Origin of the sequence: Streptomyces sp. AN091965 (genome assembly GCF_022698285.1) — a bacterium.
Classification (GTDB): Bacteria; Actinomycetota; Actinomycetes; order Streptomycetales; family Streptomycetaceae; genus Streptomyces.
In genome coordinates this window covers 2,941,348-2,961,126 of record NZ_JALDMY010000001.1, presented here as the reverse complement: position 1 = coordinate 2,961,126, position 19,779 = coordinate 2,941,348, and the positions used below count along the sequence as shown (strand labels likewise).

Here is a 19,779-nt window from a genome sequence, read left to right as displayed (position 1 = left end):
GGGTTTCACGGGGGCGATTCCCTGCCTATCCTGAAGGGGACCCCCCGGTCGCCCCGGCGACTGCACGATGAGGAGGACTCCGTGCCGCTCTCGGAGCACGAGCAGCGCATGCTCGAGCAAATGGAGCGAGCGCTGTACGCCGAAGATCCCAAGTTCGCGACAGCGCTTGAGGGAAGCGGGCTGCGTACGTACACCCGGAAGCGGGTCTACCAAGCGGTCGCGGGCTTCCTGGTGGGCATCGCCCTTCTCATGGCCGGAATGGTCGCCCAGCTGATCTGGGTGAGCGTGGTGGGATTCCTCGTCATGCTGGGCTGCGCGGTGCTCGCCGTCACCGGTTGGCGCAAGGCGCCCAAGCCGGGCGAACAGGCCCCCGGCACCCCGAGTGGAACCGCCGCCCCGCACGGGCGGCGGCAGCATCACCCCAGGCAGCGGCGGTCCATGATGGACCGCATCGAGCAGCGCTGGCAGCGCCGCAGGGACGAGCAGCAAGGCGGCCAGTAGCCCTCCCGAAAGACTTCCCCGCCGCGCCTGACTTCCCTGCTCCGCCCAAGGCCCGTCGCGCACCCCGCGCGCCGGGCCTTGTCGCTGTCCGGACCCGGCTGCGCGGACGCCGGTGCCGCAGGGCGGTCCGCGCCGAGGCCGGTGCCGTGCGACCGGGCACCGCCGCTGGCCCGTACCCGGTGCTCCCGGGGGCCGCTCGCCCTGGCGTCAGGCCCCGCGGAGCCGTCGGCTCCGGGATTTGCTCACGCATGTGCACTCGCACATGAGGCGGAGGTGAGGGGGCCGCACACGACCGTGGGGTGACCGCAGACAGGCGGTCACCCCACGGTCGTTTCGGGCCAGGCCAGGGCGCCGGACCCGGGGCCTCAGCTCCCCTCGCGCGCCGCGGGCCGGGCGGGCCACCGCTTGGCCACACACCGCTGCCACCGGGCGCGCAGCCCGGTCCAGCGCTCCGAAAGCGCCCACGTCACCCGCGCGGCCGAACGCGGCGCGAGCGTCGCCCGCAGCCGGGCCGGACGGCTCGCGGAGGCACGCAGCCCCGCCCGCAGCCGCCGCACGTCGTCCGCCAGCCCCGTCGCGTGCCGCGGCTGCGGCGCGTAAAGGACCTGCTCCACCGCCGCGGCCACCCGGTGCACGGACTCCGCGGCGCCCGCCTCCAGCTTGCCGAGGCGGACGATCCGGGCCGCCGCCGTGCGCGGTGTCCGGGACTCGTCCGGCGGGATGCCGTGGTCCCACGCGGTGTCCGTGACCTCCAGCCAGGCCGCGAGGGTCCGCGCCGTGGCGTCCGCCTCGGTGCGCCCGCCGACGCCGAGGCGCACCGCGCGCACCCGGGTCCGCCACAGCAGCGGCAACAGGGGCACCGCGAGCACGGCGAGCCCCGCCAGCGACCCGCCCACGATCATCGCGACCGGCGGCCCGTCGTCGTCGGAGCCGGACGAGAGCTGCGGCATCGCGCTGTTGCAGCCCCCCGCCTGCCGCTGGTCGCGCGGGCAGTCCGAGGACTGCGAGGGCCCCGGGGACTCCTTCTCCGACGTGGACGGCGTGGGCGCCGCCGGGTCGCTGGAGTCGTCGGACGGGGTCTGGTCACGGGTGTACTCCGGCACGGAGCCACGGGTCGGCGTCGGCTCGAAGCGGGTCCAGCCCACGCCCTCGAAGTACAGCTCGGGCCAGGCGTGCGCGTCCCGAAGACCCACCGACATGGTGCCGTCCGCCTGCGCGGAGCCCGGGGTGAAGCCCACCGCCACGCGCGCCGGAATGCCGAGCGTGCGCGCCATCGACGCCATGGCGAAGGAGAAGTGGACGCAGAAGCCCTCCTTCTGGTCCAGGAAGCGCGCGATCGCCGAGGGGCCGCTGCCCGCACGGACCTGCGTGTTGTACGTGAAGCCGCCGTCGGAGGCGAACCAGTCCTGGAGCTTCACCGCCCGCTCGTAGTCGTTCGCGGCGCCGCGGGTGATCCTGCGGGCCGTCTCCTCCACCACCGAGGGCAGCGAGTCCGGCACCTTGGTGAACTCCCGCGCCACGGCCGCGGGCGGCGGGGGAGCGGCCGCGAGCTGCTCGGCCGTGGGCTCCACGACCAGGCTGTTGACGGAGTACTGCACGCCCCGCGTGGTCTGCCCGCGGTCGCCGACCACGGCGCGGCCCACGGGCTCGTACCGCCAGCGCCCCTCGATGCGCACCTGGCTCGCCGGATACGGCATGGGCAGCCAGTTCTGCGCGTAGCCGTCCGCCGCCGAGAGGTTCGTCTGGATCTCGGTCCTGCGGACGGTGGGGGACAGGCCCTGCGGGTCCGGCAGGCGCGAGGGGATGTCCTCGATGTCCCGGACGGTGGTCTTCCACGTCGTGCCGTCGAACTTGTCGAGCGACACGATCCGCAGATACATCTCCTGGGAGTTCTTCGCGTTCGTGCGGTACGAGATGACCTCGCGGTCCTCCGGCTGGTTCAGGCTGTCCTGGAGCGCGACCAGCGGGTTCACCGCGGAGATGGTGCCGCCTCCGCCGCGGCCGCCGCCCCCCGGCCCGTTCGAGTCGTCCAGGAGGCCGCCGTCGAGGGCGGGCAGGGCGAGCGGCACCACCAGGGCGACGCCCAGGGCGACGGCGCCGATGCGGCGGCCCGTGCGCACCGGGGCGAGTGCGCCGCCGTCGCCGTCCAGGCCCGCCGAGACCCGGCCGGGCGGCCGGGCCGCCCCGCCGAAGACCCGCCCCCACTGCGAGAGCCGGTCGCGGCCCTCCGCGAGGAGCAGCAACAGATATCCGGCGGCCGCGAGCAGGAACCACAGCCACCCGGCGCCGTCCTCGGCGAGGCCCGCAGCGATCGAGTACAGGGCGAGCAGCGGAAGGCCCGCCGGCGCGGCCGTGCGGAACGTCACCGCGAGCGCGTCCACCATGAGCCCGACCACCAGGACCCCGCCGACCAGCATCAGCCGGATGCCGTCGGTGAGCGGTGCCGGGATCGCGTACCGCCCGACGTCGTCGCCGCCCGCCTCCAGGAGCAGCCCGAAGTGCCGGAACACCTCGGGCCCGGGGATCACCCCGGCGAGCGCCTGCTCCCGGCCGAAGACCAGCGTCAGGAGCAGCAGGGTGACCAGGGCCTGCGCGGCCACCGTCAGCGGCCGGGCGAGCGGCACCCGCCGCGCCAGGCCGCCCACGCCGCTCTGCAGCGCGAGCAGGATCGCCGCCTGCACCAGCCAGCCCGACTCGTCGACGAGCGGCAGCATCGCGCCCGACGCCATCAGCGTCGCGGCGGCGGCGCACAGCGCCAGTCGCGTCCGCCCACTCATGTCCATCCCCCTGTCCCGCCCGCCATCGGGCCCGTGCTCGCCGCGGGCGCCGCCACCGTGCCGGTGCGCAGGTGGTCCGCCTGGCGCCACAGGTCGACCAGCGACACCCCGGGCGGCACGGCGACCGCCGTCCAGCCCGCTTCGCGCAGCAGCCGCAGCCCGTTCGCGGCCGCCGGGGACGGCGGGGTACCCGCGCCCCGCAGCCAGGCGTGGCTGTCCGTGAGGAAGGCGACCGCGGCACCGCTGCGCTGGCGCATCTTGGCGACCACCGTGGCCTGCTCCTCGTCGAGGTCACCGAGGAAGGCCACGAGAAGGCCTTCGTTGCCGCCGCGGAGCACGTCGTACGCGCGCGAGAGGCCCGCGCCGTCCGAGTGGTCGATCACGGCGAGCGTGTCCATCATCAGCCCGGCCGAGTCCGCCGACTCCTGGCTGGCGCCCGCGAAGCCGTCGGCGCCCTCGCCGGGCAGCGAGTTGCCGGTGTCGGTCAACAGGCGTACGGAGAAGCCCCGCTCGAGCATGTGCACCAGGGTGGAGGCCGTGCCCGAGACCGCCCACTCGAAGGCCGAGTCCGGGCCCGCGCCCTGGTGGGCCACCGCGCGGGTGTCCAGGAGGACCGTGCAGCGGGCGCGCTGCGGCTGCTCCTCGCGGCGCACCATCAGCTCGCCGTAGCGCGCGGTCGAGCGCCAGTGGACGCGGCGCAGGTCGTCGCCGTAGCGGTAGCCGCGCGGAATGACGTCGTCCTCGCCCGCGAGGGCGAGCGAGCGGTGCCGCCCGTCGCCGTACCCCTTGGCCTCGCCGGTCAGGCGCACCGCCGGGAGCGCCTCCACGCGCGGGACCACCGTCAGCGTGTCGTACGTGGAGAAGGACCTGGTCAGCTCGCACATCCCGAAGGGGTCGGTGAGGCGCAGCTGGAGCGGGCCCAGCGGATAGCGGCCGCGCAGGTCCGAGCGGACGCGGTAGGACACCTCGCGGCGCCCGCTCGCCTCCACGCGGTCGAGCACGAACCGCGGCCGCGGCCCGAGCACGTACGGAACGCGGTCCTGGAGCATCAGCAGGCCCGTGGGCAGCCGCGAGACGTTCTCCATGCGCAGGTGCACGCGCGCCTCCGAGCCTGCGGGCACGCGCGCGGGGGTCAGCCGACGGCTGCCCGCGACGCGGTAGCGCGTGCGGTAGAGCACGCCGGAGCACACCAGCGGCAGGACCGCGAGCAGCAGTCCGACCCGCAGCAGGTCGCCCTGGCCGAGCACGTAGGCGCAGACGGCGGCGGCGATGCCCGCGGCGAAGAAGGAGCGGCCCCGGGTGGTGAGCCCGGCGAGCGCCGTGCGCAGTCCGCCCCGCTCCCCCCTGTCCCCGTTCTCCGCGTGGTGCCCAGTGCCGCCGGTGCCGCCGGTATCGTCGGGTCGCTCCGACGGCATCCCCCCGGCCGTCATCACAGCCTCCGGGCGCCGGGCGGCTGCTGGCCGAAGAATCCCTGGCCGGGCTGGGGCGCCGCCGGGACCGGGGTGCGCTGCAGGATCTCCAGGACGACCGATTCGGCCGTGCGGCGGTTCAACTGCGCCTGGGCCGTGGGCAGCAGCCGGTGCGAGAGGACGGCGACGGCCAGCGCCTGCACGTCGTCCGGCAGGGCGAAGTCACGGCCGCTGAGCGCCGCGGACGCCTTGGCGGCCCGCAGCAGGTGCAGGGTCGCGCGCGGCGACGCGCCGAGTCTCAGATCGGGGTGGTTGCGGGTGGCGCCGACCAGGTCGACCGCGTACCGGCGCACGGTCTCGGCGACGTGGACCGTGCGGACCGCGTCGATGAGCTTCACGATGTCGTGGGCGTGCGCCACCGGCTGGAGGTCGTCCAGCGGGGACACCCCGCCGTGCACGTCCAGCATCTGGAGCTCGGCCTCGGGGCCCGGATAGCCGATCGAGACGCGCGCCATGAAGCGGTCGCGCTGCGCCTCGGGCAGCGGATAGGTGCCCTCCATCTCCACCGGGTTCTGCGTGGCCACCACCATGAAGGGGCTGGGCAGTTCGTACGTCTGCCCGTCGATGGTGACCTGGCGCTCCTCCATGGACTCCAGGAGCGCGGACTGCGTCTTCGGGGACGCGCGGTTGATCTCGTCGCCGATCACGATCTGCGCGAAGATCGCCCCCGGTTTGAACTCGAAGTCACGGCGCTGCTGGTCCCAGATGGACACACCCGTGATGTCCGACGGCAGCAGGTCCGGCGTGAACTGGATGCGCCGCACCGAGCAGTCGATGGACCGCGCGAGCGCCTTGGCGAGCATGGTCTTGCCCACGCCCGGAACATCCTCGATGAGCAGGTGCCCCTCGGCGAGGAGCACCGTCAGCGATAGCCGTACGACCTCCGGCTTGCCCTCGATCACACCCTCGACCGACCCGCGGACACGCTCCGCCGTGGCGGTCAGATCTGTGAGGCTCGCTCGATCGTCATAGGTCGTCACCCGGCCCTCCTCGGCCCTTCCCCACGCTCGGCAAGGAGCAAGGGATACCTCTTTTCATGGTTCCCCGGGCCGACACTCACGTGCGGACCGGCCCACCCCGAAACACGGACACCACGCGTGAATGGTTCAGCGCGGCGCCACACAGGCATTCTTGTTGGGCATACCGGTTCGTGTCACTTGCCTGTGGATAACTGGCGCCGTTATGTCGGATCTTGCGGCGTTTCGGGTGCCGGAAATTGTCCGGTACCCGGTACCCCAGCGTCACACACTGTCGATTCGGTCACGCGGGCCCACCGCGGTCGCGGGCGAGCGGGGCGCCGCCGTTCCCGGTCGGCGCCCCGCTCGCGTCCCGCGGGTGTGTCGTGGCCTCAGGCGGGGTCGATCTCGCGCAGCAGGCCCGTGTGCACGTCGAAGACGAAGCCGCGCACGTCGTCGGAGTGCAGCAGGAACGGCGAGGTGCGCACGCGCTGCATCGACTGCCGCACGTCCTGGTCGACGTCGCGGAAGGACTCCACGGCCCACGCGGGCCGCTGTCCGACCTCCATCTCCAGGTCGTGCCGGAACTCCTCGGTGAGGGACTCCAGGCCGCAGCCGGTGTGGTGGATGAGGGCCACGCTGCGGGTGCCGAGCGCGCGCTGGCTGATGGTCAGCGAGCGGATGACGTCGTCGGTGACGACGCCGCCGGCGTTGCGGATGGTGTGGCAGTCACCGAGTTCGAGCCCGAGTGCGGCGTGCAGGTCGAGGCGGGCGTCCATACAGGCCACGACCGCGACCCGGAGGACGGGCCGGGCGTCCATGCCGGGGTCGGTGAAGCCCGCCGCGTAGCGCGTGTTCGCGTCGACCAGGCGGTCGGTGACGGTGCCGTCCTCGCGCGCACCGGTGGGTATGGCGCCTTCGGGCTCAGTGGGGAGGGATGCGGAAGTCGTCATGACTATGACGGTAGTGGTCACAGCGGGTGGGGGCCTGTCGTGAGAGGGGACAAAGAACACCATCGAACGTTGTTGTGAGGTAACCCACAGGGACGGGCGCGAGCCCGCCGAACGGGTGAAGTCGCGCTGATCACGGACGTGATCCCGGCCGGGCCGCGCCGCGCAGGCCGGTTGATTGACCGCGAGACAGGGTGGACTAAAGTGACGCGAAGCGGGAGCGGAGACCTGCTCCCCGCTGGTACATCCGGAGATTCGCAGAATTCCCCACGTGCGTGGCGCGTACGTACGGCTCGGCCTCCTCCCGCTCCCGGTCGGCTGACGCCGCCTCCCCGGCGCCGGCATCCGGCTCCCCTTCACCGAGCGGGCGGGGACCCGGCGGTGCGTGCGACGCCCGCCGGACCTGAGAGGCCCCAAAGTGACAGGGCGCGAAGCGCTTCCAAATAAGGGTGGTGGTGGGCGAAGGGCGGGCCGACACGTCCCGGTGATGCTCCAGCGGTGCCTGGACCTGCTGGCCCCGGCGCTCACCCGGCCGGGAGCCGTCGTCGTCGACTGCACCCTCGGCCTCGGTGGCCACAGCGAGGCCCTCCTCACCGCCTTCCCCGAGGCCCGCCTCGTCGCCCTGGACCGGGACAAGGAGGCGCTGCGCCTGTCCGGCGAGCGGCTTGCGCCCCACGGCGAGCGCGCGACCCTCGTCCACGCGGTCTACGACGAGCTGCCCGAGGTGCTCGACCGGCTCGGCATCCCGCGCGTCCAGGGCGTCCTGTTCGACCTCGGCGTCTCCTCCATGCAGCTCGACGAGGCGGACCGCGGCTTCGCCTACGCCCAGGACGCGCCCCTCGACATGCGCATGGACCAGACGACCGGCATGAGCGCCGCCGAGGTCCTCAACACCTACCCCGCGGGCGAACTGGTGCGGATCCTGCGCCAGTACGGCGAGGAGAAGCAGGCCAAGCGGATCGTGTCCGCCGTCGTGCGCGAGCGCGACAAGGAGCCCTTCAGCAACAGCGCCCGGCTCGTCGAGCTGATCAGGGACGCGCTCCCGCAGGCCGCCAAGCGCACCGGCGGCAACCCCGCCAAGCGCACCTTCCAGGCCCTGCGCATCGAGGTCAACGGCGAGCTGAGCGTCCTGGAGCGGGCCATTCCCGCGGCCGTCAAGGCGCTCGCCGTGGACGGCCGCATCGCCGTCCTGTCGTACCACTCCCTTGAGGACCGCCTGGTCAAGCAGGTGTTCGCGGCCGGGGCCGCGAACACCGCGCCGCCCGGCCTGCCGATCGTGCCCGAGGAGTACCAGCCGCGGCTCAAGCTCCTTACGCGCGGTGCCGAACTGCCCACCGAGGAGGAGATCGCGGAGAACCGCAGGGCCGCGCCCGCGCGGCTGCGCGGAGCCCAGCGCATCCGCGAGGACGTCACTCCGTGAGAGGCGTCCGCGAGGTGCCCGCGTGAGCGGGGCGGCTCGCGGAAGCGAGGGGAGCGAGGGGTCCGCATGACCGAGGTGGCTTCGTGGAGGAGGTGGCTTTCGTGAGCAAGAGACCGCAGCTTCGGGGGCGGGCCGCGCGGCTCGCGCGGCTGCTGCCCGGGGGCCCGAGCCAGGCCGCCCGCACCCCCTTCATGCTCCTGGTCGTGCTGCTGCTCGGCGGCGGCCTGATCACGCTCCTGCTGCTCAACTCCTCCCTCAACGAAGGGTCCTTCCAGCTCAGCAAGGTGAAGCGGGAGACCCAGGAGCTCACCGACGAGGAGCAGCAGCTCCAGCGGGAGGTCGACGGGTACGCCGCCCCGGACGCGCTCCAGCGGCGCGCCCGCGAGCTCGGCATGGTCCCCGGCGGCGACCCGGCCTTCCTGAACCCCGACGGCACCGTCCGCGGGGTCCCCAACAGCGCGCCGGGCCCCTCCGCCCTGCGCGAGTCCGCGGCCCGCCCGCCCGCGCCGCTGCCCCCGGCGCCCCAGGCCCCCGAGGCGCTGCCCACGCCGGGAGCCGTGCCGTCCCCGGCGCCGAGCCCGGCGGCCGTGCCGCCCGCCGGCGGCACCTCGCCGGGCGCCCCGCCCCCTTCCGCGAAGCCCGCCCCCACGACCTCCGGCAGGTGACGTAAGTGACGGACCGTCAACCGCCGCCCCGGCGCCGCGTCCCCGGACCGGCCCGCCCCGTCCGGCCCGCGCGCGACGGCGGGCCGCGCCGCCCCCAGCAGGGCCGGCGGCCCGCCCGCCGCCCGCGTCCGGCCGCGGCCAGGCCGCTGCGCCTGGGCAGCCCCCGGCCCCGGCTGCGCCTGGTCAGCCTCGCCCTGACGCTGGTGATGCTGGCGTTCGTGGTGCGGCTCCTCCAGGTGCAGGCCGTCGACGCCGACGCGTACGCCGCCAAGGCGGAGAAGAACCGGTACTCCAGCCACAAGATCGCCGCCGAGCGCGGGGCCATCACCGACCGCCGCGGCGTCGAGCTGGCCACCAGCGTGGACGCGTACGACATCACGGCCGACCCCACGCTGTTCACGGCCGGGGAGACGAAGATCAAGGACGCGCCCGAGCAGGCCGCGGCCCTGCTCGCGCCGATCGTCGACGAGGACACCGACGTCCTGGCCAAGAAGCTCAGGACGCCCAAGACCCGCTTCACACTGCTCGCCCGGCGCGAGACCCCGCAGGTGTGGAAGCAGATCAAGGACCTGCGGGCCACGCTCGCCGACAAGGCGAACGCCGACGCCACGGCGGTCAACGTCCTCGCCGGCGTCTTCGCCGTGCCCACCAGCAAGCGCGTGTACCCGAACGACGACCTGGCCGCCGGGATACTGGGCTGGGTCAACGCCGACGGCAAGGGCGGCGGCGGCATCGAGCAGCAGCTCGACAAGGGCCTCGCGGGCAAGCCCGGCGAGATCCGCTACGCCCAGTCCGGCGGCCGCCAGGTGCCGACCGCGGGCAGCAACGAGAAGCCCGCCGTGCCCGGCTCGGACGTCGAGCTGACCATCGACCGCGACATCCAGTGGGCCGCGCAGGACGCCATCACCGAGCAGGTCAGGAAGTCCCGGGCGGACCGCGGCTACGTGGTCGTGCAGGACACCCGCACCGGCGAGGTCCTCGCCATGGCCAACGCGCCCGGCTTCGACCCCAATGACCTGTCCCGGGCCGCCAGCGGAAGCCTCGGCAACGCGGCGGTGCAGGACGCCTACGAACCGGGCTCCACCGCCAAGGTCATGTCGATGGCCGCCGTCCTGGAGGAGAACGCGGCGACGCCCCACACCCGGGTGACCGTGCCCAACCGGCTGCACCGCGGCGACCGGCTCTTCCAGGACGACATCGACCACCCGACCTGGTACCTCACGCTCAACGGCGTGCTCGCCAAGTCCAGCAACATCGGCACGATCCTGGCCACCGGCGAGCTGGGCGACACCCAGCGGCAGGTGAACCGCACCCTCTACTCGTACCTGCGCAAGTTCGGCATCGGCAAGCCCACCGGACTCGGGTTCCCGGGCGAGACCAAGGGCATCCTCGCGCCGCCGGAGAAGTGGTCGACCTCGCAGCAGTTCACCATCCCGTTCGGCCAGGGCGTCTCCATCAACGCCATGCAGGCGGCCTCCGTGTACTCGACCCTCGCCAACGACGGCGTGCGGATCGAGCCCACGCTCGTGCGCGGCACCAAGGGGCCCGACGGCCGCTTCACGCCCGCGCCCGCACCCGAGAAGAACCGCGTCGTCAGCAAGAAGACCGCGAACACGGTCGCGCGGATGCTGGAGTCCGTCGTCGACGACGAGGAGGGCACCGGCACGAAGGCGCGCATCCCCGGCTACCGCGTCGCGGGCAAGACCGGCACCGCCAACCGCGTCGACCCGCAGACCGGCCGCTACCGCGGCTACACCTCGTCCTTCGCCGGGTTCGCGCCCGCCGACAAGCCGCGCGTCACCGTCTACTGCGTCATCCAGAACGCCAAGAAGGGCAGCTACTTCGGCGGCCAGATCTGCGGGCCCATCTACAAGAAGGTCATGCAGTTCTCCCTGAAGACCCTCCAGGTGCCGCCGACCGGCCACACTCCCGCCCGCCTCCCGGTCACCTTCACCCCGGGCAAACCGGAGACGCCCGGCCGCCCTCCGGCCGCCGGCAAGCCGGGCCGCTGAGCGGGATCCGCCGTGACGACGATCACCCCGGATCCGGGGAACCGCACACCAGGGCCCCTCCCTTTTGGCCCCAGCGGGGGTACGCCCGGTACGCTCACCGCCGTGCCACACGCTGATCAGTCCCAAACCACCCAGAAGGACGCTCCCGTGACCTATCCGGGACCGCCCAGGCCGGCCCAGGTCTCCGCCACCCCCCTCGCGGAGCTCGCCGATCAGCTGGGGGCCGCGGCCCCGGGCACCGCACCGGGAGCCACCGGTGTCACCGGCATCACCCACGACTCGCGCGCCGTGCGCCCCGGCGACCTGTACGTCGCGCTGCCCGGCGCCCGCATGCACGGCGCCGACTTCGTCGCCCAGGCCGCCGACCACGGCGCCGCCGCCATCCTCACCGACCCGACGGGTGCCGAGCGCGCCGCCGGCACGGGCCTGCCGGTCCTCGTCGTCGAGGACCCGCGCGGCCGCATGGGCGAGCTGGCCGCGTCGGTGTACGGCCACCCCGGCCGCGACCTGCTCCAGATCGGCATCACCGGTACGTCGGGCAAGACCACCACCGCGTACCTCATGGAAGGCGGTCTCAGAGAGGTCCGCAGCACCGGGCTCATCGGCACCGTGGAGATGCGCATCGGCGACGAGCGCATCAAGTCCGAGCGCACCACGCCCGAAGCCACCGATCTGCAGGCGCTGTTCGCGGTGATGCGCGAGCGCGGCGTCCAGGCGGTCGCGATGGAGGTCTCCAGCCACGCCCTGGTGCTCGGGCGCGTGGACGGCTGCGTGTTCGACGTGGCCGTGTTCAACAACCTGAGCCCGGAGCACATGGAGTTCCACTCCGACATGGAGGACTACTTCCGGGCCAAGGCGCAGCTGTTCACGCGGCGGCGCGCCCGGCTCGGCGTCGTCAACTACGACGACGAGTACGGCCGCAGGCTCCTGACCGAGTCCGAGGTGCCGGTCACCACCTTCTCCGCCGAGGGCCACCCGGACGCCGACTGGCGCGCCGAGGACGTCCACGTGGGTCCGATGGACTCCACGTTCACCGCCGTCGGCCCCAAGGGCGAGCGGATCGCCGCGAAGTCGCCGCTGGCGGGCCCGTTCAACGTGGCCAACACGCTCGCCGCGATCGTCGCGCTGGCCGTCGCCGGGATCGACCCGCAGACCGCGGCCGACGGCGTGGCCGCGGTGCCCGGCGTCCCGGGCCGCCTGGAGCGCGTCGACGCGGGCCAGGACTACCTCGCGGTCGTCGACTACGCCCACAAGACGGACGCCGTCGAATCGGTCCTGCGCGCGCTGCGCAAGGTCACCGAGGGCAAGCTGCACATCGTGCTCGGCTGCGGCGGCGACCGCGACCAGACCAAGCGGAGGCCGATGGGCGCCGCCGCGGCCCGGCTCGCCGACACCGCCGTACTGACCTCCGACAACCCCCGCTCCGAGGACCCCCTCGCGATCCTCGCCACCATGCTCGCGGGCGCCGCGGAGGTGCCCGCCCACGAGCGCGCCGAGGTCGCCGTCTTCGAGGACCGGGCCGCCGCGATCGCCGCGGCCGTCGCCCGCGCCGAGCCCGGCGACACCGTCCTCGTCGCGGGCAAGGGCCACGAGCAGGGCCAGGACATCGCCGGGGTGGTCCGTCCCTTCGACGACCGCCAGGTGCTTCGCGAAGCTATCCAGCAAACCCAGGGATGAAGTTGTGATCGCCCTCTCCCTCGCCGAGATCGCCACCGTCGTCGGCGGGCAGACGTACGACATACCGGATCCGTCGGTCCGGGTCACCGCGCCGGTCGTCCGGGACTCCCGTGAGGTGGAGCCCGGCGGCCTGTTCGTCGCGTTCGCCGGTGAGCGCGTCGACGGCCACGACTACGCCGCGCAGGTCGTCGCGGCGGGCGCCGTGGCCGTCCTCGCGCAGCGCCCGGTCGGCGTGCCCGCCGTCGTCGTCGACGATGTACAGGCGGCGCTCGGCGCGCTCGCGCGGCACGTCGTCGCCCGGCTCGGCGCCACCCTCGTGGCCCTGACCGGCTCGGCGGGCAAGACCAGCACCAAGGACCTGATCGCGCAGGTGCTCCAGCGCGCGGCGCCGACGGTGTGGACGCCCGGCTCGTTCAACAACGAGATCGGCCTTCCGCTGACCGCCCTGTCCGCCACCGAGGAGACCAGGTTCCTGGTCCTGGAGATGGGTGCGCGCGGCAAGGGCCACATCCGGTACCTGACCGGCCTCACCCCGCCGCGGGTCGGCCTCGTCCTGAACGTCGGCACCGCCCACATCGGCGAGTTCGGCGGCCGCGAGCAGATCGCGGAAGCAAAGGGCGAGCTGGTCGAGAGCCTCCCGGCGGACGGCACCGCGATCCTCAACGCCGACGACCCGCTGGTGCGCGCGATGGCCTCGCGCACGCAGGCGCGCGTGCTGCTCTTCGGAGAGTCCGACGACGCCGACGTACGCGCCGAGAATGTCCGGCTCATGGAGAACGGACAGCCGGCCTTCACGCTGCACACACCCTCCGGGTGCAGCGACGTGCGACTGCGCCTGTACGGTGAGCACCACGTGTCGAACGCGCTCGCCGCGGCCGCCGTCGCCCATGACCTTGGCATGTCCGTGGACGAGATCGCCCTCGCGCTCTCCGAGGCGGGCACGCTGTCCCGCTGGCGTATGGAGGTCACCGAGCGCCCGGACGGCGTGACGGTCGTCAACGACGCCTACAACGCGAACCCCGAGTCCATGCGCGCCGCCTTGCGTGCGCTGGTCGCCATGGGCAAGGCCGCACAGGCCAAGGGCGGTCGCACGTGGGCGGTGCTCGGCCCGATGGCCGAGCTCGGGGACGAGGGGCTCGCCGAGCACGACGCGGTCGGACGCCTTGCCGTCCGGCTGAACGTGAACAAGCTCGTGGCAGTCGGGGGCAGGGAAGCGTCCTGGCTCCAACTGGGCGCATACAACGAGGGTTCGTGGGGTGAGGAGTCGGTGCACGTGTCCGACGCACAGGCGGCGATCGACCTGCTGCGCAGCGAGCTGCGCCCAGGAGACGTCGTGCTGGTGAAGGCGTCCAGATCGGTGGGCCTCGAGAGCGTCGCGCAGGCGCTCGTGGCGGACACCGCCGCCGCCACCGCGACGGGCGGAGTTGACGCCCGATGATGAAGCAAGTTCTCTTCGCGGGTGTGATCGGGCTCTTCCTGACCCTGGTCGGGACGCCCCTGCTGATCAAGCTCCTGGCACGCAAGGGCTATGGCCAGTACATCCGCGACGACGGCCCGCGCGAGCACCACAGCAAGCGCGGTACGCCGACCATGGGTGGCATCGCCTTCATCCTGGCGACCCTCATCGCGTACTTCCTGAGCAAGATCATCACGGGTGCCGAGCCGACCATCTCGGGTCTGCTCGTGCTCGGCCTGATGGCGGGCATGGGCCTGGTCGGCTTCCTCGACGACTACATCAAGATCGTCAAGCGGCGCTCGCTCGGTCTGCGCGCCAAGGCGAAGATGGCCGGACAGCTGATCGTCGGCATCGCCTTCGCCGTGATCTCGCTGCAGTTCGCCGACGGCCGGGGCCAGACCCCGGCGTCCACGAAGCTGTCCTTCGTGGAGGACTTCGGCTGGTCGATCGGCCCGGTCCTGTTCGTCGTCTGGGCGCTGTTCATGATCCTGGCGATGTCGAACGGCGTGAACCTCACCGACGGCCTCGACGGCCTCGCCACCGGCGCCTCCGTGATGGTCTTCGGCGCGTACACGTTCATCGGTGTCTGGCAGTTCCAGGAGTCCTGCGCCAACGCCCAGGACCTCACCAACCCGGCCGCCTGTTTCGAGGTCAGAGACCCGCTGGACCTGGCCGTCGTGGCGTCCGCGCTGATGGGCGCCTGCTTCGGCTTCCTGTGGTGGAACACCTCGCCCGCCAAGATCTTCATGGGCGACACCGGCTCCCTCGCGCTCGGCGGCGCCCTCGCGGGCCTCGCCATCTGCTCGCGCACGGAGATGCTGCTCGCGCTCCTCGGCGGCCTCTTCGTCCTCATCACCATGTCGGTGGTCATCCAGGTCGGCTCCTTCCGACTGACCGGTAAGCGGGTCTTCCGGATGGCGCCACTGCAACACCACTTCGAACTCAAGGGCTGGTCCGAAGTCCTGGTCGTGGTCCGCTTCTGGATCATCCAGGGCATGTGCGTCATCGTCGGACTCGGCCTCTTCTACGCCGGATGGGCAGCCAAGAAGTGAGCGCCTCGCAGGACTCCTGGAAGGGTCTGCGCGTCACCGTCGCCGGGCTCGGCGTCAGCGGCGTCAGCGTCGCGCGCGCCCTCGCGGGCCTCGGCGCCGCGGTGACCGTCGTGGACGGCGGCTCGGGCCCGGCGCTCCAGGCGCGGGCCGCGGAGCTCGCCGAGGCGGGCGTCGCCGTGCGCCTCGGGGACGCGGAGACGCTGCCCGAGGGCACCGGCCTCGTCGTCACCTCGCCGGGCTGGAAGCCGGACAGCCCGCTGTTCGCGGCCGCCGCCGCGGCGGGCGTCGACGTCATCGGCGACGTGGAGGTCGCCTGGCGCCTGCGCGGCCCCGGCGCCGCCCCCTGGCTGGCCGTCACCGGCACCAACGGCAAGACCACGACCACGCAGATGCTGGCGTCGATCCTGCGCGCCGGCGGCCTGCGCACCGCGGCCGTCGGCAACATCGGCACGCCCATCGTCGACGTCGTCCTGGAGGACAGGGCGGCGCGCGAAGCACGGGCGGCCGGGACCGGTGGTGAGCGACGCGAGGACGACAACGCCTACGACGTCCTGGCCGTCGAGCTGTCCAGCTATCAGCTGCACTGGGCGCCCTCCCTGCGCGCGCACTCCGCCGCCGTGCTGAACCTCGCGCCGGACCACCTCGACTGGCACGGCTCCATGGAGGCGTACGCCGCCGACAAGGGCCGGATCTACGAAGGCAACCAGGTCGCGTGCGTCTACAACGCCGACGCCACCGCCAAGCCGTCCACCGAGGACCTGGTCCGCGAGGCCGACGTCGAGGAGGGCTGCCGCGCCATCGGCTTCACGCTGGCCGCGCCCGCCCCCTCGCAACTCGGCGTCGTGGAGGGCATCCTGGTCGACCGTGCCTTCGTACCGGACCGCCAGAAGCAGGCCCAGGAGCTCGCCGAGGTCTCCGACGTCCGGCCTCCGGCCCCGCACAACATCGCCAACGCCCTCGCGGCGGCCGCCCTCGCGCGCGCCTTCGGCGTGGCCCCGCAGGCGGTCCGCGACGGCCTGCGGGCCTTCCACCCGGACGCCCACCGCATCGAACACGTCGCCGACGTGGCCGGGGTCGCCTACGTCGACGACTCCAAGGCCACCAACACCCACGCGGCCCAGGCCTCGTTGGCGGCGTACGAGTCGATCGTGTGGATCGCGGGCGGCCTCGCCAAGGGCGCGACCTTCGACGAGCTGGTCGCCGCCTCGGCGAAGCGGCTGCGCGGGGCCGTCCTGATCGGCGCCGACCGCGCCCTGATCAGGGAAGCCCTCGCGCGACACGCGCCACAGGTGCCGGTCGTCGACCTCGACCGGACCGACACTGGGGCGATGGCCGAGGCGGTACGCCAGGCGGCACGGCTCGCAGCGCCGGGGGACACCGTCCTGATGGCCCCGGCCTGTGCGTCGATGGACATGTTCACCAACTACAACAAGCGTGGTGACGCGTTCGCGGAAGCGGTTCGCGAACTCGGCGCGAGCGCCTGACACGGACCCGGGACGGGTGCCGTCGTCAGGCACCCGGCACCGTGAGGAGGGCACGTGAAAGCGTCGGCGTTGTGGGTGTGGGGGCGTTCTCGGGTACGGCCGCGCGCCGGTCGGGGGCGGCGCTGATGGCCGGGCGCGCCCCGGTCCGCACGCCCCGGGCCCCGCGGACGCCGAAGCGCCCGGCCCGCCCGCGCAGCACCCCGGTGCCGCGCGAGAGCCCCGTGCGACGGCTCTACGTCCGGGCCCGGCGGGCCTGGGACCGGCCGCTGACCGCGTACTACCTGATCCTCGGCGCCGCCCTGCTGATCACCGCCCTCGGCCTGGTGATGGTCTACTCGGCGTCGATGATCCAGGCGCTGCAGCTGAACCTGCCCGCCTCGTACTTCTTCCGCAAGCAGTTCGTCGCCGCGGTGCTCGGCAGCGCGCTGCTGCTCGTCGCCATGCGGATGCCGCTCAAGCTGCACCGGGCGCTGTCCTACCCGATCCTCGCGGGGTCCGTCTTCCTGATGGTCCTCGTCCAGATCCCCGGGATAGGGCGCAGCGTCAACGGCAATCAGAACTGGATCTATTTGGGCGGTCCGTTCCAGCTCCAGCCCAGCGAGTTCGGCAAGCTCGCCCTGGTCCTGTGGGGCGCCGACCTGCTGGCACGCAAACAGGACAAGCGGCTGCTCACGCAGTGGAAGCACATGCTGGTGCCGCTCGTGCCCGTTACCTTCATGCTGCTCGGCCTGATCATGCTGGGCGGCGACATGGGCACGGCGATCATCCTCACCGCGATCCTCTTCGGCCTGCTCTGGCTTGCCGGGGCGCCCACGCGGCTCTTCGCGGGCGTGCTGAGCATCGCGGCCGTCCTCGGTGTGATCCTCATCAAGACGAGCCCCAACCGCATGGCGCGCCTGCAGTGCATCGGCGCGACCGAGCCGGGCCCCGGCGACTCCTGCTGGCAGGCCGTGCACGGCATCTACGCCCTCGCCTCGGGTGGGTTCTTCGGTTCCGGACTGGGCGCGAGTGTGGAAAAATGGGGTCAACTACCCGAACCGCACACCGACTTCATCTTCGCCATCACCGGCGAGGAACTCGGTCTCGCGGGGACACTGTCGGTGCTCGCCCTGTTCGCGGCTCTAGGCTATGCGGGTATCCGCGTGGCCGGACGCACGGAGGACCCCTTCGTGAGGTACGCCGCGGGAGGTGTGACCACCTGGATCACGGCCCAGGCCGTGGTCAACGTCGGTGCGGTGCTCGGCCTGCTGCCGATCGCCGGTGTCCCGCTCCCGCTGTTCTCCTACGGAGGCTCAGCCCTGCTGCCGACCATGTTCGCCGTCGGACTCCTCATCGCCTTCGCGCGACAGGACCCCGCGGCGAAGGCGGCCCTGGCCATGCGGCAACCTCGGGTGAGATGGAACACGATGCGACGGCGCGTCAAGGCGCGTTCGTCCGGAGAGCGGTGAATTTCGGTGCATGTCGTACTCGCCGGCGGGGGGACCGCCGGCCACATCGAGCCCGCGCTTGCCCTCGCAGACGCCCTGCGCAGGCAGGACCCGACCGTGGGCATCACGGCCCTCGGCACGGAGCGCGGCCTCGAGACCCGACTCGTACCCGAGCGCGGTTACGAACTCGCCCTGATCCCCGCCGTCCCCCTGCCGCGCAAGCCCACACCTGAGCTGATCACGGTGCCCGGGCGGCTGCGCGGCACCATCAAGGCGGCCGAGCAGATCCTGGAGCGCACCAAGGCGGACTGCGTCGTCGGCTTCGGCGGCTACGTGGCGCTGCCCGGCTACCTCGCGGCCAAGCGCCGCGGCGTGCCGATCGTGGTGCACGAGGCCAACGCGCGCCCCGGCCTCGCCAACAAGATCGGCTCCCGGTACGCGGCGGCCGTCGCGGTCTCCACGCCCGACAGCAAGCTGCGCGGCTCGCGCTACATCGGCATCCCGCTGCGCCGCGCCATCGCCATGCTGGACCGCGCGAAGGTGCGCCCGGAGGCCCGTGACACCTTCGGCCTGGACCCGAACCTGCCCACCCTGCTCGTCTCCGGCGGCTCCCAGGGCGCCCGCCGGCTGAACGAGGTCATCCAGCAGGTCGCCCCGGTCCTGCAGCGCGCGGGCATCCAGATCCTGCACGCCGTCGGCCCGAAGAACGAATTGCCGTACGTCGAGAACATGCCCGGAATGCCGCCGTACATCCCGGTACCGTACGTGGACCGGATGGACCTCGCGTACGCGGCGGCGGACATGATGCTCTGCCGCGCGGGCGCGATGACCGTCGCCGAACTCTCCGCCGTCGGGCTCCCGGCCGCCTACGTCCCGCTGCCCATCGGCAACGGCGAACAGCGGCTCAACGCCCAGCCGGTGGTCAAGGCGGGCGGCGGACTGCTGGTCGACGACGCGGAACTGACGCCCGAATGGGTCCAGTCCCAGGTGCTCCCCGTGCTCGCCGACCCGCACCGCCTGTACGAGATGTCCCGCGCCGCCTCGGAGTTCGGCCGCAGGGACGCCGACGACCTCCTCGTCGGCATGGTGCACGAGGCGATTGCGTCACGCCGCAGCGCGTGAGAAGGCAGGGGAGAGTGGCCGGACAGAAGACCGCCGAACGGCAGGGGCCCAAGTCCGGCCCGCCCCGCCCCCGCTCGCGCCGCCCCCGGCTGCCGAGGTCGCGCACCCTGATCCTGCTCGCGGCCCTGCTGTGCGTTCTCGGCGGGGCCGCGGTCTGGGTGCTCTACGCCTCGCCCTGGCTGCGCGTGGAGCGGGTCACGGCGACCGGGACGGTGGTCCTTCGGCCGGACCAGGTGCGCGAGGTGGCCGGGATCGGCACCGGCGGACCGCTGATTTCGGTCGACTCCGACGCCGTCGAGGAGCGGCTGCGCAGAGAATTGCCCCGGATTGACTCGGTTGACGTCATCCGCTCCTGGCCCCACGGAATCACCCTGAAGGTGACCGAGCGCACCGCCGCCCTGCTCATTGAAAAGGGTGGAAAGTTCGTCGAAGTGGACGCCAAGGGTGTGCGCTTCGCCACGGTCGACAAGGCTCCCAAGAACACCCCCCGGCTGGCCCTGACACCGCATCAGTCCGGCGACGCGGCGGCCAGCCTGCGCCGCTTCGGCCCCGACCGGCTGCGCCGGGAGGCGGTCCGGGTGGTCACGGACCTGCCCGGCGCCGTGGCCGGGGAGACCGCCACCGTCAAGGTCCGCTCGTACGACTCCATCTCGCTGGAGTTGGCGGACGGGCGCACCGTCGCCTGGGGGAGCAGCGAGAACGGGCGTATGAAGGCCGAAGCCCTGAGCGCCCTGATGAAAGCCGTCCCCAAGGCGCGGCACTTCGACGTGACGGTCCCCACCGCCCCCGCGTCATCGGCGAGTTGACGTAC

General features: G+C 72.9%; 15 protein-coding genes. 11 read left to right on the top strand and 4 right to left on the bottom strand.

The features are described from left to right. The first annotated feature begins 81 nt into the window (after window positions 1-81). A complete protein-coding gene (locus MQV74_RS12290; protein ID WP_242716927.1) occupies window positions 82-501 on the top strand; it encodes a DUF3040 domain-containing protein in 420 nt (139 codons plus the stop codon). Window positions 502-866: 365 nt separating this feature from the next. Here MQV74_RS12290 and MQV74_RS12285 read toward each other — a convergent pair whose 3' ends face one another. The 4 genes from MQV74_RS12285 to MQV74_RS12270 form a co-directional block, all read right to left on the bottom strand. Beyond that, complete coding sequence (locus MQV74_RS12285) at window positions 867-3,278, bottom strand: transglutaminase TgpA family protein (RefSeq protein WP_242716925.1); 2,412 nt, start codon at window positions 3,276-3,278, stop codon at window positions 867-869. Continuing rightward, the gene (locus MQV74_RS12280) at window positions 3,275-4,693 is read right to left on the bottom strand and encodes a DUF58 domain-containing protein (protein WP_242716923.1); all 1,419 of its coding nucleotides are present in this window, start codon (window positions 4,691-4,693) and stop codon (window positions 3,275-3,277) included. Before MQV74_RS12280 ends, MQV74_RS12285 begins: the two co-directional genes overlap by 4 nt. A 14-nt stretch (window positions 4,694-4,707) precedes the next feature. Further along, window positions 4,708-5,727: an AAA family ATPase gene (locus tag MQV74_RS12275; protein ID WP_242716900.1), complete on the bottom strand. Its 1,020-nt coding sequence runs from the start codon at window positions 5,725-5,727 to the stop codon at window positions 4,708-4,710. A gap of 368 nt (window positions 5,728-6,095) precedes the next feature. Beyond that, window positions 6,096-6,656, bottom strand: coding sequence for a beta-class carbonic anhydrase (locus tag MQV74_RS12270; protein ID WP_242716898.1), 561 nt, complete (start codon window positions 6,654-6,656; stop codon window positions 6,096-6,098). Between the two features lie 415 nt (window positions 6,657-7,071). On the opposite strand from MQV74_RS12270, the gene rsmH reads away from it, so the two are divergent. The 10 genes from rsmH to MQV74_RS12220 all read left to right on the top strand — a co-directional run bounded on the left by rsmH (window position 7,072) and on the right by MQV74_RS12220 (window position 19,774). Then, window positions 7,072-8,073, top strand: a complete 1,002-nt coding sequence (gene rsmH / locus MQV74_RS12265) for a 16S rRNA (cytosine(1402)-N(4))-methyltransferase RsmH (RefSeq protein WP_308402262.1) — start codon at window positions 7,072-7,074, stop codon at window positions 8,071-8,073. A gap of 101 nt (window positions 8,074-8,174) precedes the next feature. Further along, window positions 8,175-8,738 carry a septum formation initiator family protein gene (locus tag MQV74_RS12260; RefSeq protein WP_242716894.1) on the top strand — a complete coding sequence of 188 codons (564 nt, stop codon included), beginning with the start codon at window positions 8,175-8,177 and terminating at the stop codon, window positions 8,736-8,738. Window positions 8,739-8,743: 5 nt separating this feature from the next. Next, window positions 8,744-10,750: a peptidoglycan D,D-transpeptidase FtsI family protein gene (locus tag MQV74_RS12255; protein WP_242716891.1), complete on the top strand. Its 2,007-nt coding sequence runs from the start codon at window positions 8,744-8,746 to the stop codon at window positions 10,748-10,750. A gap of 12 nt (window positions 10,751-10,762) precedes the next feature. Continuing rightward, entirely contained in the window at window positions 10,763-12,427 is a 1,665-nt protein-coding gene (locus MQV74_RS12250) for a UDP-N-acetylmuramoyl-L-alanyl-D-glutamate--2,6-diaminopimelate ligase (RefSeq protein WP_242716889.1), read from the top strand. A 4-nt stretch (window positions 12,428-12,431) separates the two neighbouring features. Beyond that, the gene (locus tag MQV74_RS12245; protein WP_242716887.1) at window positions 12,432-13,865 is read left to right on the top strand and encodes a UDP-N-acetylmuramoyl-tripeptide--D-alanyl-D-alanine ligase; all 1,434 of its coding nucleotides are present in this window, start codon (window positions 12,432-12,434) and stop codon (window positions 13,863-13,865) included. Continuing rightward, a complete protein-coding gene (gene mraY, locus MQV74_RS12240) occupies window positions 13,862-14,935 on the top strand; it encodes a phospho-N-acetylmuramoyl-pentapeptide-transferase (protein ID WP_030679360.1) in 1,074 nt (357 codons plus the stop codon). The genes MQV74_RS12245 and mraY overlap by 4 nt, the downstream gene beginning before the upstream one ends. After that, window positions 14,917-16,419 (top strand): UDP-N-acetylmuramoyl-L-alanine--D-glutamate ligase, encoded by a 1,503-nt coding sequence (murD, locus tag MQV74_RS12235; protein ID WP_242716885.1) that lies wholly within the window; start codon window positions 14,917-14,919, stop codon window positions 16,417-16,419. The genes mraY and murD overlap by 19 nt, the downstream gene beginning before the upstream one ends. Window positions 16,420-16,544: 125 nt before the next feature. Beyond that, the gene (gene ftsW / locus MQV74_RS12230) at window positions 16,545-17,867 is read left to right on the top strand and encodes a putative lipid II flippase FtsW (RefSeq protein ID WP_242728624.1); all 1,323 of its coding nucleotides are present in this window, start codon (window positions 16,545-16,547) and stop codon (window positions 17,865-17,867) included. Between the two features lie 6 nt (window positions 17,868-17,873). After that, entirely contained in the window at window positions 17,874-18,968 is a 1,095-nt protein-coding gene (gene murG / locus MQV74_RS12225) for an undecaprenyldiphospho-muramoylpentapeptide beta-N-acetylglucosaminyltransferase (RefSeq protein WP_242716883.1), read from the top strand. 14 nt (window positions 18,969-18,982) lie between these two features. Further along, window positions 18,983-19,774, top strand: coding sequence for a cell division protein FtsQ/DivIB (locus MQV74_RS12220; protein WP_242716881.1), 792 nt, complete (start codon window positions 18,983-18,985; stop codon window positions 19,772-19,774). Window positions 19,775-19,779 lie beyond the last annotated feature (5 nt).